Origin of the sequence: Pseudomonas sp. D3-10 (assembly GCF_051132175.1) — a bacterium.
Classification (GTDB): domain Bacteria; phylum Pseudomonadota; class Gammaproteobacteria; order Pseudomonadales; family Pseudomonadaceae; genus Aquipseudomonas.
In genome coordinates this window covers 3,681,188-3,706,225 of record NZ_CP071668.1, presented here as the reverse complement: position 1 = coordinate 3,706,225, position 25,038 = coordinate 3,681,188, and the positions used below count along the sequence as shown (strand labels likewise).

The following is a 25,038-nucleotide window of genomic DNA, read 5'->3' as shown; positions in this document are numbered from 1 at the left end:
TAAGAAAGCGCAACGGTCCGATGCGGTTCACGCCGTGACGTTTGCACGGCGAAGCCAGCGCGAAAGGATAGGAACAGGTCAATGGATACCACTGCCGATACCCCCTCCGATGTCTCGCGTCATACGCCGATCACCCGTCGCCTGGTGGCGGCCCTTGGCGTGTTGTTTGTCCTGGGGGTTCTGGTGGCCGTCGCCGCGCTGTTCAACATCGCGCAAAAGCTGGATGCACAGGATGTGGACGAGACCCGCTTCTATATCCAGCGTGCCCTCGATAATCGCATCACAGCCACGAAAAACTACATCACCAGCTACGCCTACTGGACCACTGCCTACGAGCACCTGAGCGGCGAGGTCGATGTGCAGTGGGCCTATGCCGACCAGAACATGGGCAAGACCCTGTTCACCAACGATGAACTAGAAGGTGTGTTTGTCATTGACCGTGAGCGCACCAAATATGCCGTGGTGCGGGGCCAGCAGGTCCAGGCCGACGCGGCGGCGTTCATGAACATGCCGCTGAAGGACCTCGTGGATGAGCTCCAGGCACAACCTGACCTGACCAGGCCGACGATCCGCTACACCTTGTTCGAAGGCTGGCCGGCCGTCGTCACGGCTTCGGTGATTGTGCCCAACGACGAACGTCCCCAGGTCAACGCCAGGGAGACGTCGATCCTCCTGTTCGTCGACCAACTGACGCCGGTGAAACTGCGCAAGGTGGGCATGGGTTACGGTCTGACCGACCTGAACCTGGTGAAAGACACCACATTGGAGCCCGGCCAGCCGGCGGTGCCGTTGGACAGTACCGGCTACAGCTTGATATCGCAGCTGCAGCGGCCGGGCCAGCATTTGCTGTGGTCACTGGCTCCGCCGTTGGGAGGCGCATTGCTGATCCTGGCGTTGCTCACCGCCTATTTTTTCCGGTATGCCATGCGCACGGCTCGACAGGTGGACGCCAGCTACGACAGCCTTGAAAAATCGAAACAAGCGCTTGAGGCTAGCGAAGAACGTTTTCGCGCCGTGGCCGAGGCGGCGTCCGACTGGATATGGGAGATCGACAGCCAGCAACGCATCACCTATCTATCGGCTCGCTTTAACGCCGTCACGGGTTTTTCCGACCAGCAGTGGCTGGGCCAGGAGATCGAGCAGTTGCTGTTCTGCGACACCCTGCCCATTGCTTCCTGGCTGGGCAACCTGGTCGAAGAACAGAACGCCAGCAACCTGCGCTGCTCTTACCGCGATCATTCCGGGCAATTGCGATTCTGTCGGGTCTCGGCGCGACCGATCCAGGACAAGGCAACCGTGACGGGCTATCGCGGCACGGCCAGCGACATCACCGATGAGGTGGCCGCCCACGCTCAAGTCCAGCATCTGTCGCTGCATGATGCGCTGACCGGACTGCCGAATCGCAACAAGTTGGCGCGACACCTGGACGACGCGTTGATCGCCAAGGAGCATTCCGCGCCGTTGGCCCTGCTGATGGTGGACCTGGACAACTTCAAGCCGATCAACGATTCCCTGGGCCATGCGGCGGGCGATGCTGTGTTGCTGGAAGTCGCCCAGCGCCTGCGCGACAGCACGCGTGAACAGGACCTGGTGGCGCGCCTGGGAGGGGATGAGTTCGTGATAGTGCTCAGTGGCGTGGAGCACTCCGCTGAAATCGACCGATTCTGTACGCGGCTCATCGACAGCCTGCAGCAACCGATCCACTACGAGTCCCATTCCCTGCACATTGGTGCGAGCATCGGCGTTGCCGTGAGCCGACGACAAGGCTACGTACCAGGCGAGTTGATCCGCTGCGCCGACATAGCCCTGTACCAGGCCAAGTCCGAGGGTAAAAAGACCTGGTGCTATTTCGCCTCGCACATGAACGATCAGATCCAGCATCGTCGTCAGTTGGAAAACGACCTGCGCCAAGCGGTGAAGAACAACGAATTCATCCTGCATTTCCAGCCTCGCTACACGGTCGACGGCCAGGAGATCGTCGCGGTGGAATCGCTGGTGCGCTGGCAACATCCAACCCAGGGTCTGTTGAGCCCCGATGCCTTCATTCCGCTGGCCGAGCAAACCGACCTGATCGTCCCGCTGTCGCGCTGGGTACTGCGCGAGGCGTGCGAAACCGCGCTCACCTGGCCGGGATCGCTGATGGTTTCGGTCAACCTGTCACCGGCGCAATTCGAACGCAGCGATGTGGTCGAGGATGTCCGCCAGGTATTGATCGAAACCCACTTCCCGGCGAGTCGCCTGGAGCTGGAGATCACCGAAAACGTCATGCTGAACGACGTGGATGGCGCGCTCCAGGTGATGAATGCGCTCAAGGAATTGGGGGTGCGCTTGAACATGGACGATTTTGGTACCGGTTACTCATCCCTCGGCTACCTGCGCACATACCCGTTCGACGGCATCAAGATCGACAAGCGCTTCATTGCCTCGATGAGCAATAGCAGCAACGACCGCGCCGTGGTCCAGGCGATTATCAACCTGGGCAAGGCGATGGGCTTGACCGTCACGGCGGAGGGCGTGGAGACCCTGGCACAATTGGGTTCATTGGGCACCGATGAATGCCACGAAGTGCAGGGCTATTTCCTTAGCCGGCCAATCGACAAGCAGGCATTTGCTGCCTTGCTTGAAAGCAGCCAGTCCATGTCAAGAACCGGTTCCTGAGCAATGATTGCAACCCCCGAGGCCTGTCGCCGGTCACAACTACGTCTTGGCATTCAGGAATTATTCGCCCATGAAGAACCTGCGGATCGCGACGTTCAACATCAACGGCATTCGGGCGCGGTTGCCTAACCTGCTGGAATGGCTGGAGCGGGAAAAACCCGATATTGCCTGCCTGCAAGAGCTCAAGGCTGCGGACAAGGACTTTCCCGCCGCCGAGTTGGAGTCGGTGGGATATGGATCGATCTGGCATGGCCAGGCTTCATGGAACGGTGTGGCGATCCTGGCCCGTGATGCGCAACCCCTGGAGAGTAGACGCGGGCTGCCAGGAGGAGAGGAAGACAGTCACAGTCGTTATCTGGAGGCGGCGGTGCATGGCGTGCTGGTGGGCTGCCTCTATTTGCCCAATGGCAATCCCCAGCCCGGTCCGAAGTTCGACTACAAGCTGGCATGGTTCGAGCGCCTGATCGACTATGCGCAGGCACTCCAGGCGAGTGATCATCCGGTGGTGTTGGCTGGGGACTACAACGTGGTGCCAACCGACATGGATATCTACAACCCACGCTCCTGGCTCAAGGACGCGTTGTTGCAGCCCGAAAGCCGGGAGTGCTACCAACGACTGCTGGACCAGGGGTGGACGGACTCCCTGCGTCACCTCTACCCAGAAGAGCGGATCTATACGTTCTGGGACTATTTTCGCCAGCATTGGCAAAAGAACTCCGGGCTGCGCATCGATCACCTGCTGCTCAACCCCGTGGCCAGTGCATACCTGAGCGACGCGGGCGTGGATGCCTGGGTCAGGAACCAGGAGCATCCCAGTGACCATGCGCCTACCTGGATTCGCTTGTCTTCGCGCAAGCGACGCTGAAGGGGCGAGCGGACCAAGCACTCGTGGGATTTGTCCGTAGGAAGGAAATGCCTTATACCTGCCCAATCGCAGCGCGCTAACCCAAAGCCCTGCCTTGACAGGAAAGGACATCCCCATGAGCCAACCTCGACTGAGCGACACCGGTCGCTATCTACGACGCCTGGGCTTTGACACGGCGCCGCCTCCAACGCTGGAAACGCTGCGTCAGCTTCAAAAGCGCCATACGGCCGAGTTTCCCTTCGAAACCCTCTCGACACTGTTGCGCCAGCCGGTCGCCATCGACCTTGAATCCGTCGAGCGGAAGGTTTTCGAACAGGGCCGTGGCGGTTATTGCTATGAACTCAACCAGTTGTTCCTGGCGCTGTTGCAAACCCTGGGCTTTGATGCCCAGGGCATCACTGGACGCGTTGTGATGAACGCCGCCGAGGGCGCCTGGACAGCGCGCACCCATCGCTTGAGCGTGGTGACGCTCAGTGGCGTGCGCTATATCACCGACGTCGGTTTCGGCGGTATGGTGCCCACCGCGCCGCTTTTGCTGGATAGCCGCGATATCCAGCACACGCCCCATGAGCCGTATCGCATCGACGTCAACCCGGATGGCTACCTGCTGCGCGCCCAGGTCGGCGATGAATGGCGCCCGATGTACCTTTTCGACCTGCAACGCCAGGAGGAAATCGACTATACCGTGGGCAATTGGTACGTCTGCTCCCATCCCGAATCACCGTTCATGGGAAGGCTGATGGTCGCCCGTACCGGTGAGGGACTCCGTAGGACGCTCAACGGCAACAGCTATGCCGTGCACCGGATCGGGCACGAAAGTGAACGACGCACCATCAACGACGCGGATGAGCTGATCACGTTGCTGGAAAATGAATTCAGCCTCACGGTGCCGCCCCGGGAACTGCTGCGACCCGCAATCGAAGGGCTGTTGGTGTGATGCCTTGAGCGTTTTGGTTTAGCAATTGCATTCCCTGTCAGCGACGGATGCGCAACAAGTTGTATACAACTCTATGGACATTTGTCCTGACTTTTGAATACAGTGTGCGCATAACAAAAAACAGGGAACCCCCGAACCATGAAAACGCCCCATGTTTCACTCCCACGGCCCGAGGACGAAAACCTCGGGGTCGGCGCGAATATGGCTTACGGCCTGCAACATGTCCTGACCATGTACGGTGGCATCGTCGCGGTGCCGTTGATCATCGGCCAGGCGGCCGGGTTGTCCCCGGCCGACATCGGTCTGCTGATCGCGGCTTCGTTGTTTGCAGGGGGGCTGGCGACGTTGTTGCAGACCCTGGGCCTGCCGTTTTTTGGTTGCCAGCTGCCGCTGGTCCAAGGCGTTTCGTTCTCCGGCGTCGCAACCATGGTTGCAATTGTCGGCACCGGTGGGGAGGGCGGCTTCCAGGCCATCCTCGGCGCGGTGATTGCCGCCTCCTTGATCGGCCTGCTTATCACGCCGGTGTTTTCCCGCATCACGCGTTTTTTCCCACCTCTGGTGACCGGCATCGTCATCACCACCATTGGCCTGACGTTGATGCCGGTGGCGGCACGCTGGGCAATGGGCGGCAACAGCCATGCGCCGGATTTTGGCAGCATGGCCAACATTGGCCTGGCCGCGGTGACCCTGGTGTTGGTACTGGTGCTGAGCAAGATGGGCAGCGCGACGATTTCGCGGTTATCGATCCTGCTGGCGATGGTCATCGGTACGGTCATCGCGGTGTTCCTCGGCATGGCCGATTTTTCGTCAGTGGGTGAGGGGCCAATGTTCGGCTTCCCGACACCTTTTCACTTCGGCATGCCAACCTTTCATATCGCCGCGATTCTGTCGATGTGCATCGTGATCATGGTGACGCTGGTGGAAACCTCGGCCGATATCCTGGCAGTGGGCGAGATTATCGACACCAAGGTCGATTCCCGGCGTTTGGGCAACGGCCTGCGAGCAGATATGTTGTCGAGCATGATCGCGCCGATCTTCGGATCGTTCACCCAGAGCGCCTTTGCCCAGAACGTCGGCCTGGTGGCAGTGACTGGAATCAAGAGTCGTTTCGTGGTGGCGACAGGGGGTGTGTTCCTGGTGGTGCTTGGGCTGTTGCCCTTCATGGGCCGGGTAATCGCCGCCGTGCCGACCTCCGTGCTCGGAGGCGCTGGTATCGTGTTGTTCGGTACCGTTGCCGCCAGCGGAATCCGGACGCTGTCGAAGGTCGATTACCGCAACAACGTCAACCTGATCATTGTCGCCACGTCCATTGGCTTCGGCATGATTCCCATCGCCGCACCGAACTTCTACGATCATTTCCCGAGCTGGTTCGCGACGATCTTTCACTCCGGCATCAGCTCATCGGCCATCATGGCCATCATGTTGAACCTGGCCTTCAACCACTTCACCACCGGCAACTCCGATCAACAATCGGTATTCGCCGCCGGCACCGAGCGGGTGCTGCGTTATCAGGACCTGGCGGCGCTACGGGAAGGTGACTATTTCAGCGACGGCAAGTTGCACGACTGCGACGGTAACGAAATCCCCGTCGTAGCCGCACCTGAGCATCCCACTGGGGATCATGGCCCGGTGCGATTGAAAAGCGGTGAGCACGTCTAGCCTTGGCGAAACCCCAGCCCAACAAAAAGCAGCCTGCGATGATCAATCACAGGCTGTTTTTTTGTTTCGCTTTAGAGGGGCCGTTTACCAGCGCCCGTAGTGCCCACGTGGCGGACCGTAGTAATAGCCCCTCGGTGGCCCGTAATACACCGGGGCCGGGCGATAATAGATCGGCTGCTCGATATACACCGGCTGTGGCTGGTAGTAGACCGGTGGAGGTTGCTGCACGTAGACCGGCTGTGGCTGAACGTAGACGGGCTGTTGTACGTAAACCGGCCGGTCTCGGTTGATGAGCGCGGAGCCGACAATGGCAGAGCCGACGATGGCGCCGAACACTGCGGGCCCCTCCCAACCACCGCGACCATGGGCGGATGCCTGGCCGGTGACCGCGAGTGCCCCCACGAGCAGGGCGATGATAGGGAGTTTGCGTTTCATGGCGTTTCCTCGTTCCGACCCCGGCGCCTGTGGCCTGCTACAGACCCGAATAAGGGCGCGGGGATACTTGCTATGACAGCGATTTTCCCAGGATTTGCGGCGCTGTTGGGTAAAGGTTGTGTAAGGTCTGCGACAGATTTTTTTTACGAACACCGAGTCGGTTCGCTGCGCACGGTGTCTGATCATCGATGAACCGGTCGGGACGACACTCCCGTCCATCCGAAAGTGGCTTGAAGGAGACGCACATGCAGATGAACCCCAACAAAGACACCCAGCTATGCATGTCGCTATCGGGGCGCCCGGGCAATTTCGGCCTGCGTTTTCACAATCACCTGTATGAGCAGTTGGGGCTCAACTTCTACTACAAGGCGTTCACCAGCCAGGACCTGGCCGGGGCAGTGGGCGGTATCCGTGCCCTGGGTATCCGCGGGTGCGGTGTGTCGATGCCATTCAAGGAGGCCTGCATTGCCTTGGTCGATGAGCTGGATCCTTCCGCCGCTGCCATCCAGTCGATCAACACCATCGTCAATACCAATGGTCATTTGAAGGCCTACAACACGGACTACATCGCCATCGCGCAACTGTTGCAAAGCCATGCCGTGCCCAAGGAGTCAACATTTGCCTTGCGCGGCAGCGGTGGCATGGCCAAGGCAGTCGCCAGCGCCTTGCGCGACGGCGGCTATACAAACGGCTTGATCGTTGCCCGCAACGAAACCACCGGCCGAGCGCTGGCCGACACGCTGGGTTACGAATGGCAAGCCGAGTTGGGTGACCGACGGCCGCAGATGCTCATCAACGTCACGCCGATCGGCATGACCGGCGGGGCGGAAGCGGACCTGTTGGCATTCGAGCCCGCCGCCATCGCTGCCGCCGACACTGTGTTCGATGTCGTGGCGATTCCTTCGGAAACGCCGTTGATCGTGCATGCCAGAGCGGAAGGCAAACGGGTGATCACCGGCCTTGAGGTCATTGCGATCCAGGCGTTGGAGCAGTTTGTCCTGTACACCGGCGTTCGGCCCAACCTGGAACAATTCGACAAGGCCGTGGCGTTTGCCCGAGCGGTGTAGGCCCTGTCATTCCAATCGTGCCAGCCGTTCTTCCAGCGCTGCGATTCGCGCTTCTAGCTCTTCGATACGCTCCAGCGATACGCCGCCGGCCGCGCTGCGTTCGGTCGGCTGGTGACGCGCGGCGAGGATCGCCTCGATGTCTGCCGGGTCGCCCATGGCATGCATGTAACGGTCTTCCCGTTGGCCGGCCTGGCGCGGCACCAGCAACGCCAGGCCACGAGCGATCAGGCGCTCCAGCTGATGCACCACCTGCTCGGTGTCCTCGAAATCATGCATGCGGCCGCTGCGGGTCAGCAGCTCATTGACGGTCTGCGGGCCGCGCAGGAACAGCAATCCCATCAGGATCACCTGGGCCGGCACCAGTTCCAGCGCCTTGTCGACCCGGTGCTCCCAGCGGTCGGCGCGACTGCCCATCACCAACCGGGTGAAACCACGTCCTTCCAGGGCTCGCAGGCTTTGGCCGACTGGCCCTGGGTTGAGGTTCATCACCGGTTCGCGGCTGGTTTTCTGGTTGCAAGCCAACACCAGCGCGTTGAGGGTGAGGGGGTAAGTCTCGGGATTGGTGGCCTGCTTTTCGATCAGGGCGCCAAGAATGCGGATTTCCGTGCTGTTGAGCCGCGGTTCTTCGGCCGGGCTTTGTTCTTCGATGCTCATCGCGCGTTCCCTATGCTGTGGAAGCCGCCTAGCCTAATCCTTGCGCAATAAAAGACAAGGTGCGCAACAAGCCGTGGCTATAATCGCCCACGTTTGATTCGTTTCCTTCCATTACTCCATGAGATCGCCATGACTATTTCCCTGTACGCTGCCTCCGTCCCGGTTTTCAAGCAAATGCTCAATGCCCTGAGCGATGTTTTGAACAAGGCCGAGGCCCACGCCACCTCCAAGAACATCGATCCGAACGCGCTCTTGCAAGCGCGCCTGTTCCCGGACATGTTCCCGTTGGTACGCCAGGTGCAGATTGCCGTGGACTTCGCCAAGGGCGTGTCCGCGCGCCTGGCGGAGATCGAAGTGCCGAAGTATGACGACAGCGAGACCACCTTCGCTGAGCTGCAGGCATTGATCGCCAAGGTGCTGGCTTTCATCGATGGCATCAATGCCCAGCAGATTGACGGCAAGGAAGGCATCGAAATCGTGACCCGTCCGGGCACGCCGAAGGAAAAACGCTTCACTGGCCAGAATTATCTGCTGACCTACGGCTTGCCGCAGTTCTTCTTCCACGTGACCACCGCATATGCATTGTTGCGTCACAATGGCGTGGAAGTAGGCAAGCGCGATTACATGGGCGCGTTCTAACTCCCGCAGGCATGAAAAAGCCCGGGGCGGTGGAGCCGTCCCGGGCTTTTTTATGGCTGGCTGTCAGGCCACCAAGCGTTTACGCCGCGCCCCGCGCCCGCTCTTCTTCACCCAGGCAAGCCGCCGCCGTGAACAAGACATCGGTGGACGAATTCAACGCCGTTTCAGCCGAATCCTGCAGCACGCCGATGATGAACCCTACGGCGACCACCTGCATGGCGATTTCGCTGGGAATGCCAAACAGGCTGCACGCCAGGGGAATCAACAACAGCGACCCGCCCGCGACCCCGGAAGCACCGCAAGCGCAGACGGCGGCAACGACACTGAGCAGCACGGCGGTGGGGATATCCACCACGATACCCAGGGTATGCACGGCGGCCAGTGTCAGGACCGTGATGGTAATGGCGGCGCCCGCCATGTTGATGGTCGCACCCAGCGGGATCGAAACCGAGTACGTATCCTCATGCAGGCCGAGGCGTCTGCTCAGCTCCAGGTTTACGGGGATGTTCGCCGCGGAGCTGCGGGTGAAGAACGCGGTGATGCCGCTTTCACGCAGGCAGGTAAACACCAGCGGGTAAGGGTTGCGACGCAGTTTCCAGAACACGATGAGTGGGTTGACCACCAGCGCCACGAACAGCATGCAACCGATCAGTACGATCAGCAGATGCAGGTAGCCGAGCAGGGCGCTGAAGCCAGAAGTGGCGAGCGTCGAGGCCACCAGCCCGAAAATCCCCAGCGGGGCGAAGCGGATGACCAGGCGCACGATCACGGTCACGCCGTTGGACAGGTCTTCGAGCACAGTGCGCGTGGGTTGGCCGGCATGGCGAATGGCGATGCCCATGCCGATGGCCCAGGCCAGGATGCCGATGAAGTTGCCGGTCATCAATGCACGGACCGGGTTGTCAACGACGCTCAACGCCAGGCTTTGCAGCACTTCGCTGATGCCACCCGGTGCGGTGACCGCAACGTCCTGGGTGCTCAGCACAAGGCTGGAGGGAAACAGCGTGCTGGCGATGACCGCGACCACCGCGGCCGCGAAAGTACCCAACAGATAAAGGAACAGGATCGGCCGGATATGGGTCTCCTGGCCGTGCTTATGGTTGGCGATAGAGGCCATGACCAGCACGAACACCAGGATCGGTGCCACCGCCTTGAGCGCGGACACAAAAACCTTGCCGATGAATTCAGTGGATTTCGCCAGGTCCGGCGCCAGCCATGCCAGGACAATACCGGCGATCAGGCCAATAATGATCTGCGTGACCAGGCCAGTGCTTTTGAGGCGGTGCAATGGAGAAGGGGAGACAGCTGTCATAACGGTATCTCTGATTTTTTTATGTGTAACGGTCAGCCGAACGGGGCTATAAGCCGGCAGGCCACATGGACGGGACCGAAAGAAGGTAGAGCGTTTGCAGGTCGCGGACTTTATCACAGCCCGACGAAAAATCTGACGGACCCGTGACGATCCGTCACCCCCATGTTTGAGCACGTTTTTCTGACGGGCACATTCTGGTAGGCTTTGTCCTTCTCACTTTTCAATACCGCCAGCGGGCCTATGGCTATCGCTGGTGTCGTCGTTTTCCCCGGAGTCGCGCATGCTGTTACCCATTTTCCTGTTGTCCGCCGCCGGTTTTACGGTGTTGACCACGGAATTCATCATCGTCGGCCTGCTGCCTTCCATTGCCCGCGACCTGCACGTCACCATTCCCCAGGCGGGGCTGTTAGTGACGCTGTTTGCGTTTACTGTCGCGGCGTTCGGGCCGTTCCTCACCGCCTGGTTCGCCCGGGTTGAACGGCGCAAATTGTTTATCAGCGTGCTGGTGATGTTCGCGTTGGCCAACACCCTGGCGGCGCTGGCGCCCAACATCTGGGTCATGGCAGTTGCCCGATTGATCCCGGCCCTAGGCTTGCCTGTGTTCTGGGCATTGGCCAGCGAAACGGCAGTGGACATAGTCGGGCCGCAGTTCGCCGGGAGGGCCATCGCCCGGATCGGCTTCGGTATCGTCTGCGCCACGGTGTTTGGTATCCCGGTGGGTACGCTGATCAGCGATGCATTCGGCTGGCGAAGCGCCTTTGCGATCCTGGCCGTCATTGCGTTCGCCAAGGCGCTGCTGCTGTTCATCTACTTGCCTAGGACAAACCTGCATCAACACCAGGTGAGCTTTCGCTCGCAATTCAAGATCCTGCACAGCCCGTTGATGCAAGGGCATGTGTTGTTGTCGATCCTGGTGTTCAGCGGCATGTTCACCGCCTACACCTACCTCGCGGATATCCTTGAACGCCTGGCCGGCTTCGATGGCACGCTGGTGGGCTGGTGCCTGATGGGTTTTGGCGCGGTAGGCCTGCTCGGCAATTCCCTGGGCGGTCGCGCGGTGGACCGGCATCCCTTGATCGCCTCGATGGTGTTCTGCCTGTTCATGATCGGCGGCATGGTCGCGCTGGTGCCGAGTATCCATTCGACTCTTGGGCTAGCCGCCGCCCTTGGCATATGGGGCGTGACCCAGGCGGCGCTGTTTTTGGTCAGCCATGTCCGGCTGATGAAGGCCGCACCAGAAGCTCCGGCCTTTGCCGCGTCGCTGAATATCGCGGGGGCGAACCTGGGTATAGGCCTGGGCGCGATGGTTGGCGGTCGGGTCATCGATACCCTTGGGCTGGGTAAGGTCGGTTTCGCCGCGGCCGGGTTCATTCTGGTGTCGATCCTGCTGGCGTTATTGCTGATGACGTTCAAGCCCCGCGCCGCCTGTGTGCAGCGCTAAGCGCTGAACAGCTCGCGCCGCGCCCCCTCGGCGATCGCGACGATGCCCGGGTGGCTGACCTTGCGCTCCACGGAGATGGCGTAGAAAGACTCGCTCACCGCATCGGTCTGGCCGATCACCTGTACCCCGTATTGCTGTTGGACTTCTTCAGCGATCACGCTGGGACCGATGAAGATCCCGCTGCCGGATTGCCCAAACGCCTGCATCAATGCGCTGTCATCGAATTCACCGACGATGCGCGGTTGGATCTGCTGTTCAGCGAACCAGCGTTGCAGCCGGCTGCGCACGACTGTCTCCGGCCCGGGGATCAGCAGCGGTGCGTCATGCAGGCCGTGGGGGAAGTCCTGCCCATGATGTTCGGCCAACGCCGGGGTGGCGAAAAAGCTGATTCCGCATTCCCCCAGTTTCTGGCTGTAGCCCTTGATATCCAGATGACTTGGCATCGGACTGTCGGAAATCACCAGATCCAGGCGCTGGATCGCCAGGTCGGCCAGTAGCCGTTCGAGCTTGTCTTCCCGGCAGGTAATGCGCAGCGGCTCGCTCAATTCCATGGTAGGTGCCAACAGCCGATAAACGATGGATTTGGGCACGACGTCCGCCACCCCGACCCGGAACAGCGTTTGCTGCTCGTTGGGTTGAGCCCGCAGCATCAGCTCCAGTTCGCCGCCCAGTTGGAACATGTGCTCGGCGTAAGGCAGCGTCTGGCGGCCGGCCTCGGTCAGTTCCAACTGGCGTCCGACTCGGCGGAACAGCTTGATGTTGTAGGTCTGTTCAAACAATGAGATTTGCCCGCTGATGGTTTGCGGCGTCAGGTTCAGTTGCTCGCAGGCCCGCACGATGCTGCCGGTTTTCGCCACGACCCAGAAATAATGCAGCTGTCGATAATTGAGCATGATTCTCGCCGCTTCGTAAAAACCGAAGTATAGCCGCTGAAAATACGAATTTTCCTGAAGTATTTCCCTCTCTAGAATTCCGGGCCATCGGTGAGCCATCTTTCGTGCTCCCTCTATTCTCTGAGAGGCAATGTGCATGACGTATAGAACCCTGGGGCTTGCAGCCTTGCTGGCATTTTCCTCGATGGCCCTGGTGGGCTGCGAACAAGCGGAAAAAAGCGCCCAACAATTGGCCGAGCAGTTGAAGGAGCAAGCTGTCGAAACGGCAAAGCAGGCCATCGACGATACGCACAAGGCCGCCGAGCAAGCCCTCAGTGACGCCACCGGCGGGCTGATCAGCCCCAAGAAAGCGCCGGAGAAGGACGCTGAAGAATCCGAACCCGCTACCCATACCCTCTAACCCGTCAAATCGAGTCAGGACTGACCCATGGATTATCTGTTACAGCTCGCCGCCAGCCCCACCGCCTGGATTGCTCTGGCAACCCTCGTCGTCATGGAAATCGTGCTCGGCATCGATAACCTGATCTTCATTTCGATCCTGACCAACAAGTTGCCCGAGCAACACCGTGCCAAGGCGCGGCGGATTGGCATCGGCATGGCGTTGATCCTGCGCCTGGGTCTGCTGAGCACCATCGCCTTCATCGTGCAATTGACGGAGCCTGTCATCGAGATTCTCGGCCAGGCGTTTTCCTGGAAGGACATGATCCTGATCGCCGGCGGCCTGTTCCTGTTGTGGAAGGCGACCACCGAGATCCATCACAGCATGGACCCGGCGCCCAATGATCCGAAGTCGGCCACTTCCGGCGTGACCCTGGGGTTTGCCGCTGCGATCGGTCAGATCCTGATGCTTGACCTGGTGTTCTCCATTGACAGCATCATCACGGCGGTGGGCATGACCGAGCACTTGCCGATCATGATTATTGCCGTCGTGGTCTCGGTATTGGTGATGCTGCTGGCCGCCGAGCCGCTGGCGAAATTCATCAACGACAACCCCACCGTGGTCATGTTGGCCCTGGGCTTCTTGATCATGATCGGCATGACGCTGATCGCGGAAGGCTTCGGTGCCCACGTGCCCAAGGGCTATATCTACGCGGCCATGGCCTTCTCGGCGGCTATCGAGGTGTTGAACATGATGTCCCGTCGCGCCAAGCAGAAGGTCTTGGTCGACGAAGCCTGATCCAAGGCAGACAAAAGCCGCCCGGGTTAACGCCCGGGCGGCTTTTTTCATGGTGACGCTCTAGGCCCTATACGAAACGTATCCGCACTCGCCCAGACTGCGTTGAACGAGGTTCGGAATGCTCATGTACTTCAGGACACTGCGCTTCCTCGCCCCGTTTCGCGTTGTCTGGCCTTCGCGATCACATTTCTGCAGGCCCTAGTGCGCGGTGGCGTGGCGCCTGGAAGATTTAGTGGTCTGCTGCATTTCTCGTCTTGGTGCGGGATGGTGGCGACGGGCGATTCGCAACACCCCCCACAACATGGCTGCCGCTACGCTCAACCAGCCGAAAACCAGCATCAGAATAGTCGTCATCAGGCTCATCTGTGCCTCCTTCTGCCCAGACCGGGCAATGCACTCTTACAATGGACAGTCTAGTCGCTCAAGTGTTACGGGCAGTCGATATCTTGCATGTGCAAAGAATCGGTTGGTTCTATCACGGTGTCGAAACTGTCGCTTATGGCTATACCCGGGCCGGCACGCGTCTTATCATCGTCGGCCCAAGCCCGGCCTTGATACCGGGGCTGTCTGAATAAGAGAGTCATCATGTTGCCAGTAATTTCATCTTTTCGATCACTGGTATTCGCGACGGCGTGTCTCGCCGCCCTGGCGGGATGCGCGGGAAGTGTGTCGCCGCAAGTAAAGCGACTGCCTGAACGGGTAGAACTCAACAGCGTGCCGTTCTTTCGTGGCGAAATGTTCCAGGGCGCGCCGCAATCCCTGGCGGCCCTATTGACGTTGCAAGGCACAGTGACTACCCCAGGGTTGTTGGAGAAGCCGCTGCACCTGCCCGGCGGCGAGGCCCGTTTACAGCAGAACCTGCAAACCCTGGCACGTGAACATGGGCTGGTGGTGTATCCCCTGGAGGCTGAGCTTGGCGCGTTGCTCGAACAGGTGGCTGCCGGTTATCCGGTGTTGCTGCGCTATACCGACGGCTCGGCGTTCTGGGCTGAGCCGCGCTACGCAATCCTCGTGGGTTATAACCGGCACAAGCGCACCGTACTGCTGCGTTCAGGGATGAATCGCCGCTCCTCGATGAGTTTCGGTGCGTTCGAATCGGCTTTCAAAGGCGCTGGCGGTTGGGCAGTCTTGGTCCAGCAACCGGGGCAGTTGCCGGCCAATGTCGATTCGAAGCGCTGGTTGAAGGCCGCCGATGAGTTGGCCGGAGCAGGGCAGGAACAGGCAGCCGCGCGCGCCACCAAGGCTTTGGGCACCGCCCGCTGAGCGCTGCCCCGTTCGTCACCTGGCGGGCACGACCCGGCGTGCCTCGGGTTCTTACCGTCAAGGCCTGGAGTTTCCAGGCCATGATCCAAGGAGGCAGCAATGGCACAATCGAAAACACCTTCGGGACCGCATTCTTCCGAACATTCGTCCGGTGACGATGACTTGGGATTCGATCCCGACTCTCCGGACCTCGACGATCCCCAAGTCGATCCGATAGGGCCGGCCAAGGCACCCCAGGATGAGGACGACGAGGAACCGCCTTCTTCCCGGCCTTATGATCCGCTGGGTGATTTGAAGCCCTGAATGCAAATAGCCCCGACGAGTCGGGGCTATTCATGTGTGATGTATCGCGCCTTATTTAGACGCTTCCACCACACCGCTCTGGCGACTCTTGAGGTTCTTAGCGGCTTTGTATTGCAAGGCCACAGCCGGGACGCTGGCGCTTTTTCCGGTCTCGACCCAGCTACGGATGCGGCTTGCGTCGGCGAAGTGGGTGTATTTGCCAAACGCATCGAGGATGACCAGTGCCATCGGACGATTGCCCATCTTGGTCACCAATACGAGGCAGTGACCCGCCTGATTGGTGAAGCCGGTCTTGGTCAGTTGAATATCCCAATTGGCCTTGTGCACCAGGTGATCGGTGTTGCGAAAGCCCAAGCTGTAGACCGGTTTGCGGAACGTTACAGTCTTTTCCTTGGTGGTGCTCAGCTCACTCAGCAAGGGGTATTTGCGCGCGGCGATCAGCAGCTTCGTCAGGTCCCGGGCCGTCGACACGTTGTGGATTGACAGGCCGGTGGGTTCGACGTAATGGGTGCTGGTCATGCCCAGGGCCTTGGCTTTGGCGTTCATCGCCGCGATGAACGCCGCATAACCGCCTGGGTAATGATGGGCAAGGCTGGCGGCGGCTCGATTCTCCGACGACATCAATGCGATCAGCAACGTATCCCGGCGGGACAGTTCGCTGTTGAGCTTGACCCTGGAAAACACGCCTTTCATTTCCGGTGTGTTCGCGATGGTCATGGAAATGTATTCATCCAGGTTCTGCTTGGCGTCCAGCACGATCAGGCCGGTCATCAACTTGGTTACCGATGCAATCGGCACCACGACATCCGGACTGCTGGAATACACCACTTTGTCGGTCTGCAAGTCCAACAGGATGGCGCTGCCGGATGCGACTTGCAGTTTGGAAGTGTCCCGTGGAGCAGCGATAGTTTCCTGGGCACTGACGTTGTGCGCGATGAAAGTCCCTGTAAAGGCGAAAAACAGACTGATGATCGAAAGACGGATTTTCACGCGAGTAGACTCGATTGAGTTAAGGGTGCCGTTGAGCGGGGCGTGTTGAAAAAGCGCCGCATTTTATGAGTATGGGCGATGACAGCGCCATATGCCGCTGCCACCGGGACGCTTGAATAAATAAAGTTTAATGGACGTGGATTCTGGCGAATCGAATCTGAAAAAAATGTAATTCGAGCGTCACGGGTTGGATCGGATGTTGGCAGCTGAAAACACTGTGGGAGCGAGCTTGCTCGCGATAGGTAGGTTTCAGTCAACGGATATGCTGGCTGGTCCACCGCTATCACGAGCGAGCTCGCTCCCACAGGTTGCGTCGAGGCCTTTATCAGCTATGAAGCGTCTCGGCCGCGTACAGCGTGTTTTCCAACAGGCAGGCACGGGTCATCGGGCCGACGCCACCGGGAACCGGTGTGATCCAACCGGCGCGGGGCAGGGCGGTCTCGTAGGTCACATCGCCTACCAGTTTGCCGTCGTCCTGGCGGTTGATGCCCACGTCGATCACGATGGCGCCTTCCTTGATCCATTCGCCTTTGACCAGGCCAGGCTTGCCGGCGGCAACCACCACCAGATCGGCACGGCCGACGTGGCCGGCCAGGTCCTTGGTGAAGCGGTGGGTCACGGTGACGGTGCAGCCAGCCAACAGTAATTCCATCGCCATTGGGCGACCGACGATGTTGGAGGCGCCCACGACCACGGCATCGAGCCCGTAAAGATCCACCCCGGTGCTTTCCAGCAAGGTCATGATGCCCTTGGGCGTGCAGGGGCGCAGCAATGGAATGCGTTGGGCGAGGCGGCCGACGTTATAAGGGTGGAAACCGTCGACGTCTTTGTCCGGACGGATACGTTCCAAAAGCTTGGAGGCGTCCAGGTGTTCAGGCAGCGGCAACTGGAGCAGAACACCGTCGATGTTCGGATCGTCGTTCAGGCGGTCGATCAGATCGGCCAGCGCTTGCTGAGTGGTTTCGGAAGGCAGGTCGTAGGCCTGGGAAAGGAAGCCGACCTCTTCACAGTCTTTACGCTTGTGCGAGACATAAACCTGAGAGGCAGGATCGCTGCCGACCAGGATCACCGCAAGGCCGGGCGTGCGCAGGCCTTGCTGGCGGCGCTCGGTGACTCGTTGGGCGATCTGCTGGCGCAGGCTGGCGGCGATCGATTTGCCGTCGATAAGTTGTGCAGTCATTGCGCGTGGTTAACCATCGAGAGGGGAAAAAAAGAGAGCGCATTCTCGCATGCCGAGGCGTGAGGGCAAAGGCGCTTGGTCTGTAAATTCCCCTAACCCCTTTAATTAAATGAATTTTTTTTAAAAAAGAGTTGACGACCTATCGGGCCGTCTATAACATTCGTCGCACTTGTCGGGCACAGCCTAGCACTGGTTAAGAAGGTGGAGCGGAGTTGGATGTTTCAACTCGGTAAAACTGAAAGCACTTAGTTTGTAATCGTCCAAGAATACAGATTAAAAAGGCGCCCGTAGCTCAGCTGGATAGAGCATCCGCCTTCTAAGCGGATGGTCGCAGGTTCGAGTCCTGCCGGGTGCGCCATTAGGCAGCTTTGGCACAAGTAAGGCAACAAGGCAATATGGTGGGCGTAGCTCAGTTGGTAGAGCACGGGATTGTGACTCCCGTTGTCGTGGGTTCGATCCCCATCGTCCACCCCATATTCTAGAAAGGCGCCAGATTTAACAGTCTGGCGCCTTTGCTTTAAAAGCTTGATACGCGGATGTGGTGGAATTGGTAGACACACTGGATTTAGGTTCCAGCGCCGCAAGGTGTGAGAGTTCGAGTCTCTCCGTCCGCACCATACAAGTCGCTATTTAATTAGCAGAGAACGGCGCAGAACCTGAAAAGGGCTGCGCCGTTTTTGTTTTATTCGCGGACTCATGTCCGGTTTTTTTTCATGCGGGCACAGGGCGATTCGTCGCGATTGTGTTTCGTGATGATGCTTGGCATGTCCGTCGGTCTTTTCGTGGAGGCCTTACGCCAAGTGCTCGAGGGCGGCGCTTCTATATATAGAAGCGCCGTGCAGAGCCCTGGCGAGGATCGACTTTATTTGCAAACCGGGCGGGGCATGACTGATTGCTCCGCTTCTAAACCCGGCGCCTGTTTCCCGCGCGTTTTCAGTAGGGTGACTTCTTGAGTTTGACCTACTAGAATGCATGCCCTTGATTCTGGGGTCGGAAACGCCCGGCCAACGTCTGTGCAACGAGGAATATCCATGCAAGTTTCTGTTGAAAATACTTCTGCTCTTGAGCGCCGCATGAGCATCACCGTGCCAGCTGAGCGTATCGAGACTCAGGTCAACAAGCGTCTGCAGCAGACTGCCCAAAAGGCCAAAATCCCAGGTTTCCGCCCAGGCAAAGTGCCAATGAGCGTGATCCGTCAGCGTTACGAAGCTGATGCGCGCCAGGAAGCCGTGGGCGACGTGATCCAGTCTTCTTTCTACGAAGCAGTGGTCGAGCAGAAGCTGAACCCGGCTGGCGCTCCTTCCGTCGAGCCTAAAGTGCTGGAAAAAGGCAAGGACCTCGAGTTCGTCGCCACGTTCGAAGTGTTCCCTGAGTTCACCGTTGCCGGTTTCGAATCCATTGCCGTTGAGCGCCTGAGCGCCGACGTTTCGGACGCCGACCTGGACAAGATGCTGGATATCCTGCGCAAGCAGAACACCCGCTTCGAAGCGACCGACCGTGCCGCCCAGAACGAAGACCAGCTGAACATCGATTTCGTCGGCAAGGTCGACGGCGAAGTATTCGCTGGCGGTTCCGCCAAGGCTACCCAGCTGGTGCTGGGCTCGGGTCGCATGATCCCAGGCTTCGAAGACGGCCTGGTTGGCGCCAAGGCCGGTGAAGAGCGCGTCCTGAACGTGACCTTCCCCGAGGACTACCAGAACCTGGACCTGGCTGGCAAAGCCGCCGAGTTCACCGTGACCGTCAACAGTGTTTCCGAGCCGAAGCTGCCTGAGCTGAACGAAGAATTCTTCGCTCAGTTCGGCATCAAGGAAACCGGCCTGGAAGGTTTCCGCGCCGAAGTTCGCAAGAACATGGAGCGTGAGCTGCGCCAGGCCATCAAGTCCAAGGTCAAGAACCAGGTCATGGACGGTCTGCTGGCTTCCAACCCGATCGAAGTGCCAAAGGCCCTGCTGGACAACGAAGTGAACCGTCTGCGCGTACAGGCCGTTCAACAGTTCGGCGGCAACATCAAGCCAGACCAACTGCCGGCCGAGCTGTTCGAAGAGCAGGCCAAGCGCCGCGTGGTACTGGGCCTGATCGTCGCCGAAGTGGTCAAGCAATTCGAACTCAAGCCTGACGAAGCCCGCGTGCGCGAGCTGATCCAGGAAATGGCCTCGGCCTACCAAGAGCCTGAGCAAGTGGTGTCCTGGTACTACAAGAACGAGCAGCAGCTGAACGAAGTCCGTTCGGTTGTGCTGGAAGAACAAGTTGTGGATACTGTTCTGCAGAAAGCTAGCGTGACCGACAAAGCGGTCTCTTACGAAGAAGCGGTCAAGCCGGTGGAAGCTCCACAAGCCGATTGATGGTTCTGCGGTAAGAAATACACACCATAAGCCAGCCTTCGCGCTGGCTTATGCGTATTCAAGACATAACTATTTGGGAGTGACTGCGAGACATGTCCCGCAATTCTTTTTATCAGCAGAGCTCTGACATCCAGGCCGCAGGCGGCCTGGTCCCTATGGTTATCGAGCAGTCCGCCCGTGGCGAACGTGCCTATGACATCTATTCGCGCCTGCTCAAGGAGCGCGTCATCTTCCTGATCGGCCCCGTCGAAGACTACATGGCCAACCTGGTTGCGGCGCAGTTGCTGTTCCTTGAGGCGGAAAACCCGGACAAGGATATCCATCTGTACATCAACTCTCCCGGCGGTTCGGTGACTGCGGGCATGTCGATCTACGACACCATGCAGTTCATCAAGCCTGACGTGTCCACCATCTGCATCGGCCAAGCCTGCAGCATGGGTGCGTTCCTGCTCGCCGGCGGCGCAGCGGGCAAGCGCCATTGCCTGCCTAACTCGCGCATGATGATCCACCAGCCATTGGGCGGCTTCCAGGGCCAGGCGTCGGACATCGATATCCATGCCAAGGAAATTCTGCATATTCGCTCGCGCCTGAATTCGTTGCTGGCCCATCACACCGGCCAAAGCCTCGAAACCATTGAGCGTGACACCGAGCGTGACAACTTCATGAGCGCTGAGCGTGCGGCCGAATACGGTCTGATCGACTCTGTGATCAACAAGCGTCAAATGCCTGCCTAAGCCGCTCAAAATGCAGGTGGTTGGGATGACCGGCCGCCTGCGGGCTTGAAAAAGCCCGCAATTGCCTTCATCTTGTGTTGCAAGCCTATCGGATTTGGATCGATCGAATGACTGACACCCGCAACGGCGAGGACAACGGCAAACTGCTTTATTGCTCCTTCTGTGGCAAAAGCCAGCATGAAGTACGCAAATTGATTGCCGGTCCCTCGGTCTTCATTTGCGACGAGTGCGTCGACCTGTGCAATGACATCATCCGCGAGGAGGTGCAGGAAGCCCAGGCCGAAAGCAGCGCGCATAAGTTGCCTTCGCCTAAAGAAATCAGCGGCATCCTTGACCAGTATGTTATCGGTCAGGAGCGCGCGAAAAAGGTACTGGCCGTAGCGGTGTACAACCACTACAAGCGCCTGAACCAGCGTGACAAAAAGAATGACGAGGTCGAACTCGGCAAGAGCAACATCCTGCTGATCGGCCCTACGGGCTCGGGTAAGACCCTGCTTGCAGAAACTCTGGCCCGCTTGCTGAACGTTCCGTTCACCATCGCCGACGCAACCACCCTCACCGAGGCGGGTTATGTGGGTGAGGACGTCGAGAACATCATTCAGAAGTTGTTGCAGAAGTGCGACTACGACGTGGAAAAGGCCCAGATGGGCATTGTCTACATCGATGAAATCGACAAGATTTCCCGCAAGTCAGATAACCCGTCCATTACCCGGGATGTTTCCGGCGAGGGCGTGCAACAGGCCTTGCTCAAGTTGATCGAAGGCACGGTCGCTTCCGTACCGCCCCAGGGTGGTCGCAAGCATCCGCAGCAGGAGTTCCTGCAGGTCGACACCCGTAACATCCTGTTCATCTGCGGTGGTGCGTTCTCTGGCCTCGAAAAGGTCATCCAGAACCGTTCGACCCGTGGTGGCATCGGTTTCAACGCCGAAGTCCGCAGCAAGGAAGAGGGCAAGAAGGTCGGTGAATCCCTGCGTGAAGTCGAGCCTGACGATCTGGTCAAGTTCGGCCTGATCCCTGAATTCGTCGGTCGTCTGCCTGTCCTGGCGACCCTGGACGAGTTGGATGAAGCAGCATTGATGCAGATTCTGACCGAGCCGAAAAACGCCCTGACCAAGCAATACGCCAAGCTGTTCGAAATGGAAGGCGTAGACCTTGAGTTCCGTTCGGACGCGCTGAAGTCGGTTGCCAAACGAGCCCTGGAACGCAAGACCGGTGCCCGTGGGTTGCGCTCGATTCTTGAAGGTGTGCTGCTCGATACGATGTATGAAATCCCCTCGCAATCCGAGGTGAGCAAAGTCGTGATCGACGAAAGCGTCATCGAAGGCAAGTCCAAGCCACTGTATATCTACGAAAACAGTGAGCCGGCTGCCAAGGCTGCGCCGGACGCGTGAGTGTCCCGCAGTTGAAATAAAAGAAGGGGCCTTCGGGCCCCTTTGCTATTAGCGCGTTTTAGACGTGTTAGCGCTTGTTTTTTTTGAAGGCTGCCCCCATCTTGGTTTCAAGCTTACTTCCATCTGTTTACGGCCTTATGGCCGCCGTAGAGGCGAAATCATGAAGACAACCATCGAATTGCCTCTCCTGCCATTGCGCGATGTCGTGGTATATCCGCACATGGTTATCCCGCTGTTCGTGGGGCGCGAGAAGTCCATCGAAGCCCTCGAGGCCGCGATGACGGGTGATAAGCAGATTCTTCTGATCGCTCAGAGAAATCCTGCCGACGATGATCCCGGCGAAGACGCACTTTATCGCGTAGGTACGATTGCAACGGTCCTGCAGTTGCTCAAGCTTCCCGATGGCACGGTAAAAGTGCTGGTTGAAGGCGAGCAGCGAGGGGCGGTCGAGCGTTTCAGCGAGGTGGATGGTCACTGCCGTGCCGAAGTCTCGCTCATCGATGAAGTCGATGCACCAGAGCGTGAGTCCGAAGTGTTTGTCCGCAGCCTGCTGTCGCAGTTCGAACAGTACGTTCAGCTGGGCAAGAAGGTGCCTGCCGAGGTGCTGTCGTCGCTTAACAGCATCGACGAGCCAGGACGCCTGGTCGACACGATGGCGGCTCACATGGCCCTCAAGATCGAGCAGAAGCAGGAAATCCTCGAGATCATCGATCTCTCAGCCCGTGTCGAGCATGTATTGGCATTGCTCGATGGCGAGATCGACCTGCTGCAGGTTGAGAAGCGCATTCGTGGTCGCGTCAAGAAACAGATGGAGCGCAGCCAGCGCGAGTACTACCTGAACGAGCAGATGAAGGCCATTCAGAAAGAGCTCGGCGATGGTGACGAAGGTCACAACGAAATCGAAGAGCTGAAGAAGCGCATCGATGCCGCCGGCCTGCCGAAGGATGCCCTTGCCAAGGCCCAGGCCGAACTGAACAAGCTCAAGCAGATGTCGCCGATGTCGGCGGAAGCCACCGTGGTGCGCTCCTACATTGATTGGCTGGTCCAGGTGCCATGGAAAGCCCAGAGCAAGGTACGTCTGGACCTGGCGCGTGCCGAGGATATCCTCGATGCCGACCACTACGGTCTGGAAGAGGTCAAGGAACGCATCCTCGAATACCTCGCTGTGCAAAAGCGCGTGAAGAAAATTCGTGGTCCGGTGTTGTGCCTGGTCGGTCCTCCAGGGGTGGGTAAAACCTCTCTGGCAGAGTCGATTGCCCACGCCACTAACCGTAAGTTCGTACGCATGGCCCTTGGCGGCGTGCGCGACGAGGCGGAAATCCGTGGTCATCGCCGTACCTACATCGGTTCGATGCCAGGAAGATTGATTCAAAAAATGACAAAGGTCGGCGTGCGCAACCCGCTGTTCCTCTTGGACGAAATCGACAAGATGGGCAGCGACATGCGCGGCGATCCAGCTTCTGCGTTGCTGGAGGTCCTCGATCCCGAACAGAATCACAACTTCAACGATCACTACCTTGAAGTCGACTACGACTTGTCGGACGTGATGTTCCTCTGCACCTCCAACTCCATGAACATCCCGCCAGCGTTGCTGGACCGGATGGAGGTGATCCGTCTGCCGGGCTACACCGAGGACGAGAAGATCAACATCGCCGTCAAATACCTTTCGCCCAAGCAGATCCAGGCCAACGGCCTGAAGAAGGGCGAGCTGGAATTCGACGAGGAAGCAATCCGCGACATCATCCGCTACTACACTCGCGAAGCGGGTGTGCGGGGCCTTGAGCGGCAGATTGCCAAGGTTTGCCGCAAGGCCGTGAAGGAACACGCCCTGGAAAAACGCTTCGCGGTCAAGGTCACTTCGGACCTGCTGGAGCACTTCCTGGGCGTGCGTAAATTCCGCTACGGCCTAGCCGAACAGCAGGACCAGATTGGCCAGGTGACCGGCCTTGCGTGGACGCAGGTGGGTGGCGAATTGCTGACGATCGAAGCCGCCGTGGTGCCCGGAAAAGGCCAGTTGATCAAGACCGGTTCCCTGGGCGATGTGATGGTGGAATCGATCACGGCTGCGCTGACGGTTGTCCGCAGCCGTGCGCGGAGCCTGGGCATCCCGCTGGATTTCCATGAGAAACGCGACACCCACATCCACATGCCGGAGGGGGCAACGCCCAAGGACGGACCGAGTGCCGGCGTGGGCATGTGCACCGCCTTGGTTTCCGCGCTTACCGGCATTCCGGTGCGTGCCGATGTTGCGATGACGGGTGAAATCACCCTGCGCGGTCAGGTCCTGGCAATTGGCGGCTTGAAGGAAAAACTGCTGGCGGCTCACCGGGGTGGGATCAAGATTGTGATCATTCCCGAAGAGAACGTGCGCGATCTGAAGGAAATTCCTGACAACATTAAGCAGGATCTTCAGATCAAACCGGTTAAATGGATTGACGAAGTCCTGCAAATTGCGCTGCAATACGCGCCGGAGCCCTTGCCGGATGTGGCTCCGGAGATTGTCGCGAAGGAAGAAAAGCGAGAGTCTGACTCTAAGGAAAGAATTAGCACGCATTAATACGCATTTGCCTGGGGGGCTTCCTTGACAGTTTTTTAGAGCCCTTGTTATAAAGCGGCTCTTAAGTGTCTGCAGGCCATTCAGCACTCGTTTTTGCTTTCACCAAAAAAACTTAGAATCATCTCAAATAGATATAAGGGGACTTAGAGTGAACAAGTCGGAACTGATTGATGCTATCGCTGCATCCGCTGATATCCCGAAAGCTGCTGCTGGCCGTGCGCTGGACGCTGTAATCGAATCCGTCACTGGCGCTCTCAAGGCCGGCGACTCCGTTGTTCTGGTTGGTTTCGGTACCTTCTCCGTGACTGATCGTCCAGCTCGCACCGGTCGCAACCCGCAGACCGGCAAGACCCTGGAGATCCCGGCTGCCAAAAAGCCTGGCTTCAAGGCTGGTAAAGCGCTGAAAGAAGCCGTTAACTAAGGTTTCACTGAGTTTATCCGGGTCGGGGTCATGCCTGGCTTGGCAGCGGAGCGGTAATGCGTCCGGTAACATCCGGGCTGTCACGCCGAGGCTCGCGGGTTCGAGCCCGGTCCGCTCCGC

23 protein-coding genes and 3 tRNA genes are annotated in these 25,038 nt (G+C 58.9%); 19 read left to right on the top strand and 7 right to left on the bottom strand.

What is annotated here, in order from left to right; genetic code table 11:
- The first annotated feature begins 81 nt into the window (after nucleotides 1–81).
- The 4 genes from J3P90_RS16645 (at nucleotide 82) to J3P90_RS16630 (ending at nucleotide 6,119) form a co-directional block, all read left to right on the top strand.
- Complete coding sequence (locus J3P90_RS16645) at nucleotides 82–2,658, top strand: bifunctional diguanylate cyclase/phosphodiesterase (RefSeq protein ID WP_434675059.1); 2,577 nt, start codon at nucleotides 82–84, stop codon at nucleotides 2,656–2,658.
- Between the two features lie 70 nt (nucleotides 2,659–2,728).
- Nucleotides 2,729–3,523 carry an exodeoxyribonuclease III gene (gene xth, locus J3P90_RS16640; RefSeq protein WP_420764647.1) on the top strand — a complete coding sequence of 265 codons (795 nt, stop codon included), beginning with the start codon at nucleotides 2,729–2,731 and terminating at the stop codon, nucleotides 3,521–3,523.
- 115 nt (nucleotides 3,524–3,638) lie between these two features.
- The gene (locus J3P90_RS16635) at nucleotides 3,639–4,460 is read left to right on the top strand and encodes an arylamine N-acetyltransferase family protein (protein ID WP_434610630.1); all 822 of its coding nucleotides are present in this window, start codon (nucleotides 3,639–3,641) and stop codon (nucleotides 4,458–4,460) included.
- Between the two features lie 138 nt (nucleotides 4,461–4,598).
- Nucleotides 4,599–6,119: a nucleobase:cation symporter-2 family protein gene (locus J3P90_RS16630; protein ID WP_420764645.1), complete on the top strand. Its 1,521-nt coding sequence runs from the start codon at nucleotides 4,599–4,601 to the stop codon at nucleotides 6,117–6,119.
- 84 nt (nucleotides 6,120–6,203) lie between these two features.
- Here the strand turns inward: J3P90_RS16630 and J3P90_RS16625 are convergent, their stop codons facing one another.
- Entirely contained in the window at nucleotides 6,204–6,554 is a 351-nt protein-coding gene (locus tag J3P90_RS16625; protein WP_039589121.1) for a hypothetical protein, read from the bottom strand.
- A 245-nt stretch (nucleotides 6,555–6,799) separates the two neighbouring features.
- Between J3P90_RS16625 and J3P90_RS16620 the strand changes: the two genes are divergently transcribed.
- On the top strand, nucleotides 6,800–7,621 hold the full coding sequence (locus J3P90_RS16620) for a shikimate 5-dehydrogenase (RefSeq protein WP_420764644.1): 822 nt from the start codon (nucleotides 6,800–6,802) through the stop codon (nucleotides 7,619–7,621).
- A 6-nt stretch (nucleotides 7,622–7,627) separates the two neighbouring features.
- Here the strand turns inward: J3P90_RS16620 and J3P90_RS16615 are convergent, their stop codons facing one another.
- On the bottom strand, nucleotides 7,628–8,275 hold the full coding sequence (locus tag J3P90_RS16615) for a YceH family protein (RefSeq protein ID WP_420764643.1): 648 nt from the start codon (nucleotides 8,273–8,275) through the stop codon (nucleotides 7,628–7,630).
- Nucleotides 8,276–8,404: 129 nt separating this feature from the next.
- On the opposite strand from J3P90_RS16615, the gene J3P90_RS16610 reads away from it, so the two are divergent.
- The gene (locus J3P90_RS16610) at nucleotides 8,405–8,914 is read left to right on the top strand and encodes a DUF1993 domain-containing protein (RefSeq protein ID WP_434650554.1); all 510 of its coding nucleotides are present in this window, start codon (nucleotides 8,405–8,407) and stop codon (nucleotides 8,912–8,914) included.
- A 79-nt stretch (nucleotides 8,915–8,993) separates the two neighbouring features.
- Here the strand turns inward: J3P90_RS16610 and sstT are convergent, their stop codons facing one another.
- Nucleotides 8,994–10,226 carry a serine/threonine transporter SstT gene (gene sstT / locus J3P90_RS16605; protein ID WP_434675058.1) on the bottom strand — a complete coding sequence of 411 codons (1,233 nt, stop codon included), beginning with the start codon at nucleotides 10,224–10,226 and terminating at the stop codon, nucleotides 8,994–8,996.
- Nucleotides 10,227–10,506: 280 nt separating this feature from the next.
- On the opposite strand from sstT, the gene J3P90_RS16600 reads away from it, so the two are divergent.
- On the top strand, nucleotides 10,507–11,667 hold the full coding sequence (locus J3P90_RS16600; RefSeq protein WP_434610638.1) for an MFS transporter: 1,161 nt from the start codon (nucleotides 10,507–10,509) through the stop codon (nucleotides 11,665–11,667).
- On the opposite strand, the gene nhaR is transcribed toward J3P90_RS16600, so the two are convergent.
- Entirely contained in the window at nucleotides 11,664–12,560 is an 897-nt protein-coding gene (gene nhaR, locus J3P90_RS16595; protein ID WP_420764639.1) for a transcriptional activator NhaR, read from the bottom strand. The two genes, J3P90_RS16600 and nhaR, sit on opposite strands and share 4 nt — an antisense overlap.
- Nucleotides 12,561–12,696: 136 nt before the next feature.
- Between nhaR and J3P90_RS16590 the strand changes: the two genes are divergently transcribed.
- Nucleotides 12,697–12,960 (top strand): hypothetical protein, encoded by a 264-nt coding sequence (locus tag J3P90_RS16590; RefSeq protein WP_420764638.1) that lies wholly within the window; start codon nucleotides 12,697–12,699, stop codon nucleotides 12,958–12,960.
- 27 nt (nucleotides 12,961–12,987) lie between these two features.
- Entirely contained in the window at nucleotides 12,988–13,737 is a 750-nt protein-coding gene (locus tag J3P90_RS16585) for a TerC family protein (RefSeq protein ID WP_420764637.1), read from the top strand.
- Nucleotides 13,738–13,935: 198 nt separating this feature from the next.
- Here the strand turns inward: J3P90_RS16585 and J3P90_RS16580 are convergent, their stop codons facing one another.
- Nucleotides 13,936–14,100 carry a hypothetical protein gene (locus J3P90_RS16580; protein WP_420764636.1) on the bottom strand — a complete coding sequence of 55 codons (165 nt, stop codon included), beginning with the start codon at nucleotides 14,098–14,100 and terminating at the stop codon, nucleotides 13,936–13,938.
- Nucleotides 14,101–14,322: 222 nt separating this feature from the next.
- Between J3P90_RS16580 and J3P90_RS16575 the strand changes: the two genes are divergently transcribed.
- Nucleotides 14,323–15,000, top strand: coding sequence for a peptidase C39 family protein (locus J3P90_RS16575; protein WP_434610642.1), 678 nt, complete (start codon nucleotides 14,323–14,325; stop codon nucleotides 14,998–15,000).
- 99 nt (nucleotides 15,001–15,099) lie between these two features.
- The gene (locus tag J3P90_RS16570; protein ID WP_420764633.1) at nucleotides 15,100–15,303 is read left to right on the top strand and encodes a DUF6021 family protein; all 204 of its coding nucleotides are present in this window, start codon (nucleotides 15,100–15,102) and stop codon (nucleotides 15,301–15,303) included.
- Between the two features lie 51 nt (nucleotides 15,304–15,354).
- On the opposite strand, the gene pbpG is transcribed toward J3P90_RS16570, so the two are convergent.
- On the bottom strand, nucleotides 15,355–16,293 hold the full coding sequence (gene pbpG, locus J3P90_RS16565; RefSeq protein WP_420764632.1) for a D-alanyl-D-alanine endopeptidase: 939 nt from the start codon (nucleotides 16,291–16,293) through the stop codon (nucleotides 15,355–15,357).
- 325 nt (nucleotides 16,294–16,618) lie between these two features.
- Entirely contained in the window at nucleotides 16,619–17,473 is an 855-nt protein-coding gene (gene folD / locus J3P90_RS16560) for a bifunctional methylenetetrahydrofolate dehydrogenase/methenyltetrahydrofolate cyclohydrolase FolD (protein ID WP_420764631.1), read from the bottom strand.
- 281 nt (nucleotides 17,474–17,754) lie between these two features.
- Here folD and J3P90_RS16555 point away from each other — a divergent pair.
- The 8 genes from J3P90_RS16555 (at nucleotide 17,755) to J3P90_RS16520 (ending at nucleotide 24,918) form a co-directional block, all read left to right on the top strand.
- Nucleotides 17,755–17,831: transfer RNA gene (locus J3P90_RS16555), tRNA-Arg, on the top strand.
- Between the two features lie 40 nt (nucleotides 17,832–17,871).
- Nucleotides 17,872–17,947 (top strand) — tRNA-His (locus J3P90_RS16550).
- A gap of 58 nt (nucleotides 17,948–18,005) precedes the next feature.
- Nucleotides 18,006–18,090 (top strand) — tRNA-Leu (locus J3P90_RS16545).
- 414 nt (nucleotides 18,091–18,504) lie between these two features.
- The gene (tig, locus tag J3P90_RS16540) at nucleotides 18,505–19,815 is read left to right on the top strand and encodes a trigger factor (RefSeq protein WP_420764630.1); all 1,311 of its coding nucleotides are present in this window, start codon (nucleotides 18,505–18,507) and stop codon (nucleotides 19,813–19,815) included.
- 92 nt (nucleotides 19,816–19,907) lie between these two features.
- Nucleotides 19,908–20,549: an ATP-dependent Clp endopeptidase proteolytic subunit ClpP gene (clpP, locus tag J3P90_RS16535; RefSeq protein WP_003183177.1), complete on the top strand. Its 642-nt coding sequence runs from the start codon at nucleotides 19,908–19,910 to the stop codon at nucleotides 20,547–20,549.
- Nucleotides 20,550–20,656: 107 nt separating this feature from the next.
- Nucleotides 20,657–21,940 (top strand): ATP-dependent Clp protease ATP-binding subunit ClpX, encoded by a 1,284-nt coding sequence (gene clpX / locus J3P90_RS16530; RefSeq protein ID WP_024778305.1) that lies wholly within the window; start codon nucleotides 20,657–20,659, stop codon nucleotides 21,938–21,940.
- Between the two features lie 160 nt (nucleotides 21,941–22,100).
- A complete protein-coding gene (gene lon / locus J3P90_RS16525; RefSeq protein WP_039589135.1) occupies nucleotides 22,101–24,497 on the top strand; it encodes an endopeptidase La in 2,397 nt (798 codons plus the stop codon).
- Nucleotides 24,498–24,645: 148 nt separating this feature from the next.
- Nucleotides 24,646–24,918, top strand: coding sequence for an HU family DNA-binding protein (locus J3P90_RS16520; RefSeq protein WP_003183171.1), 273 nt, complete (start codon nucleotides 24,646–24,648; stop codon nucleotides 24,916–24,918).
- Nucleotides 24,919–25,038 lie beyond the last annotated feature (120 nt).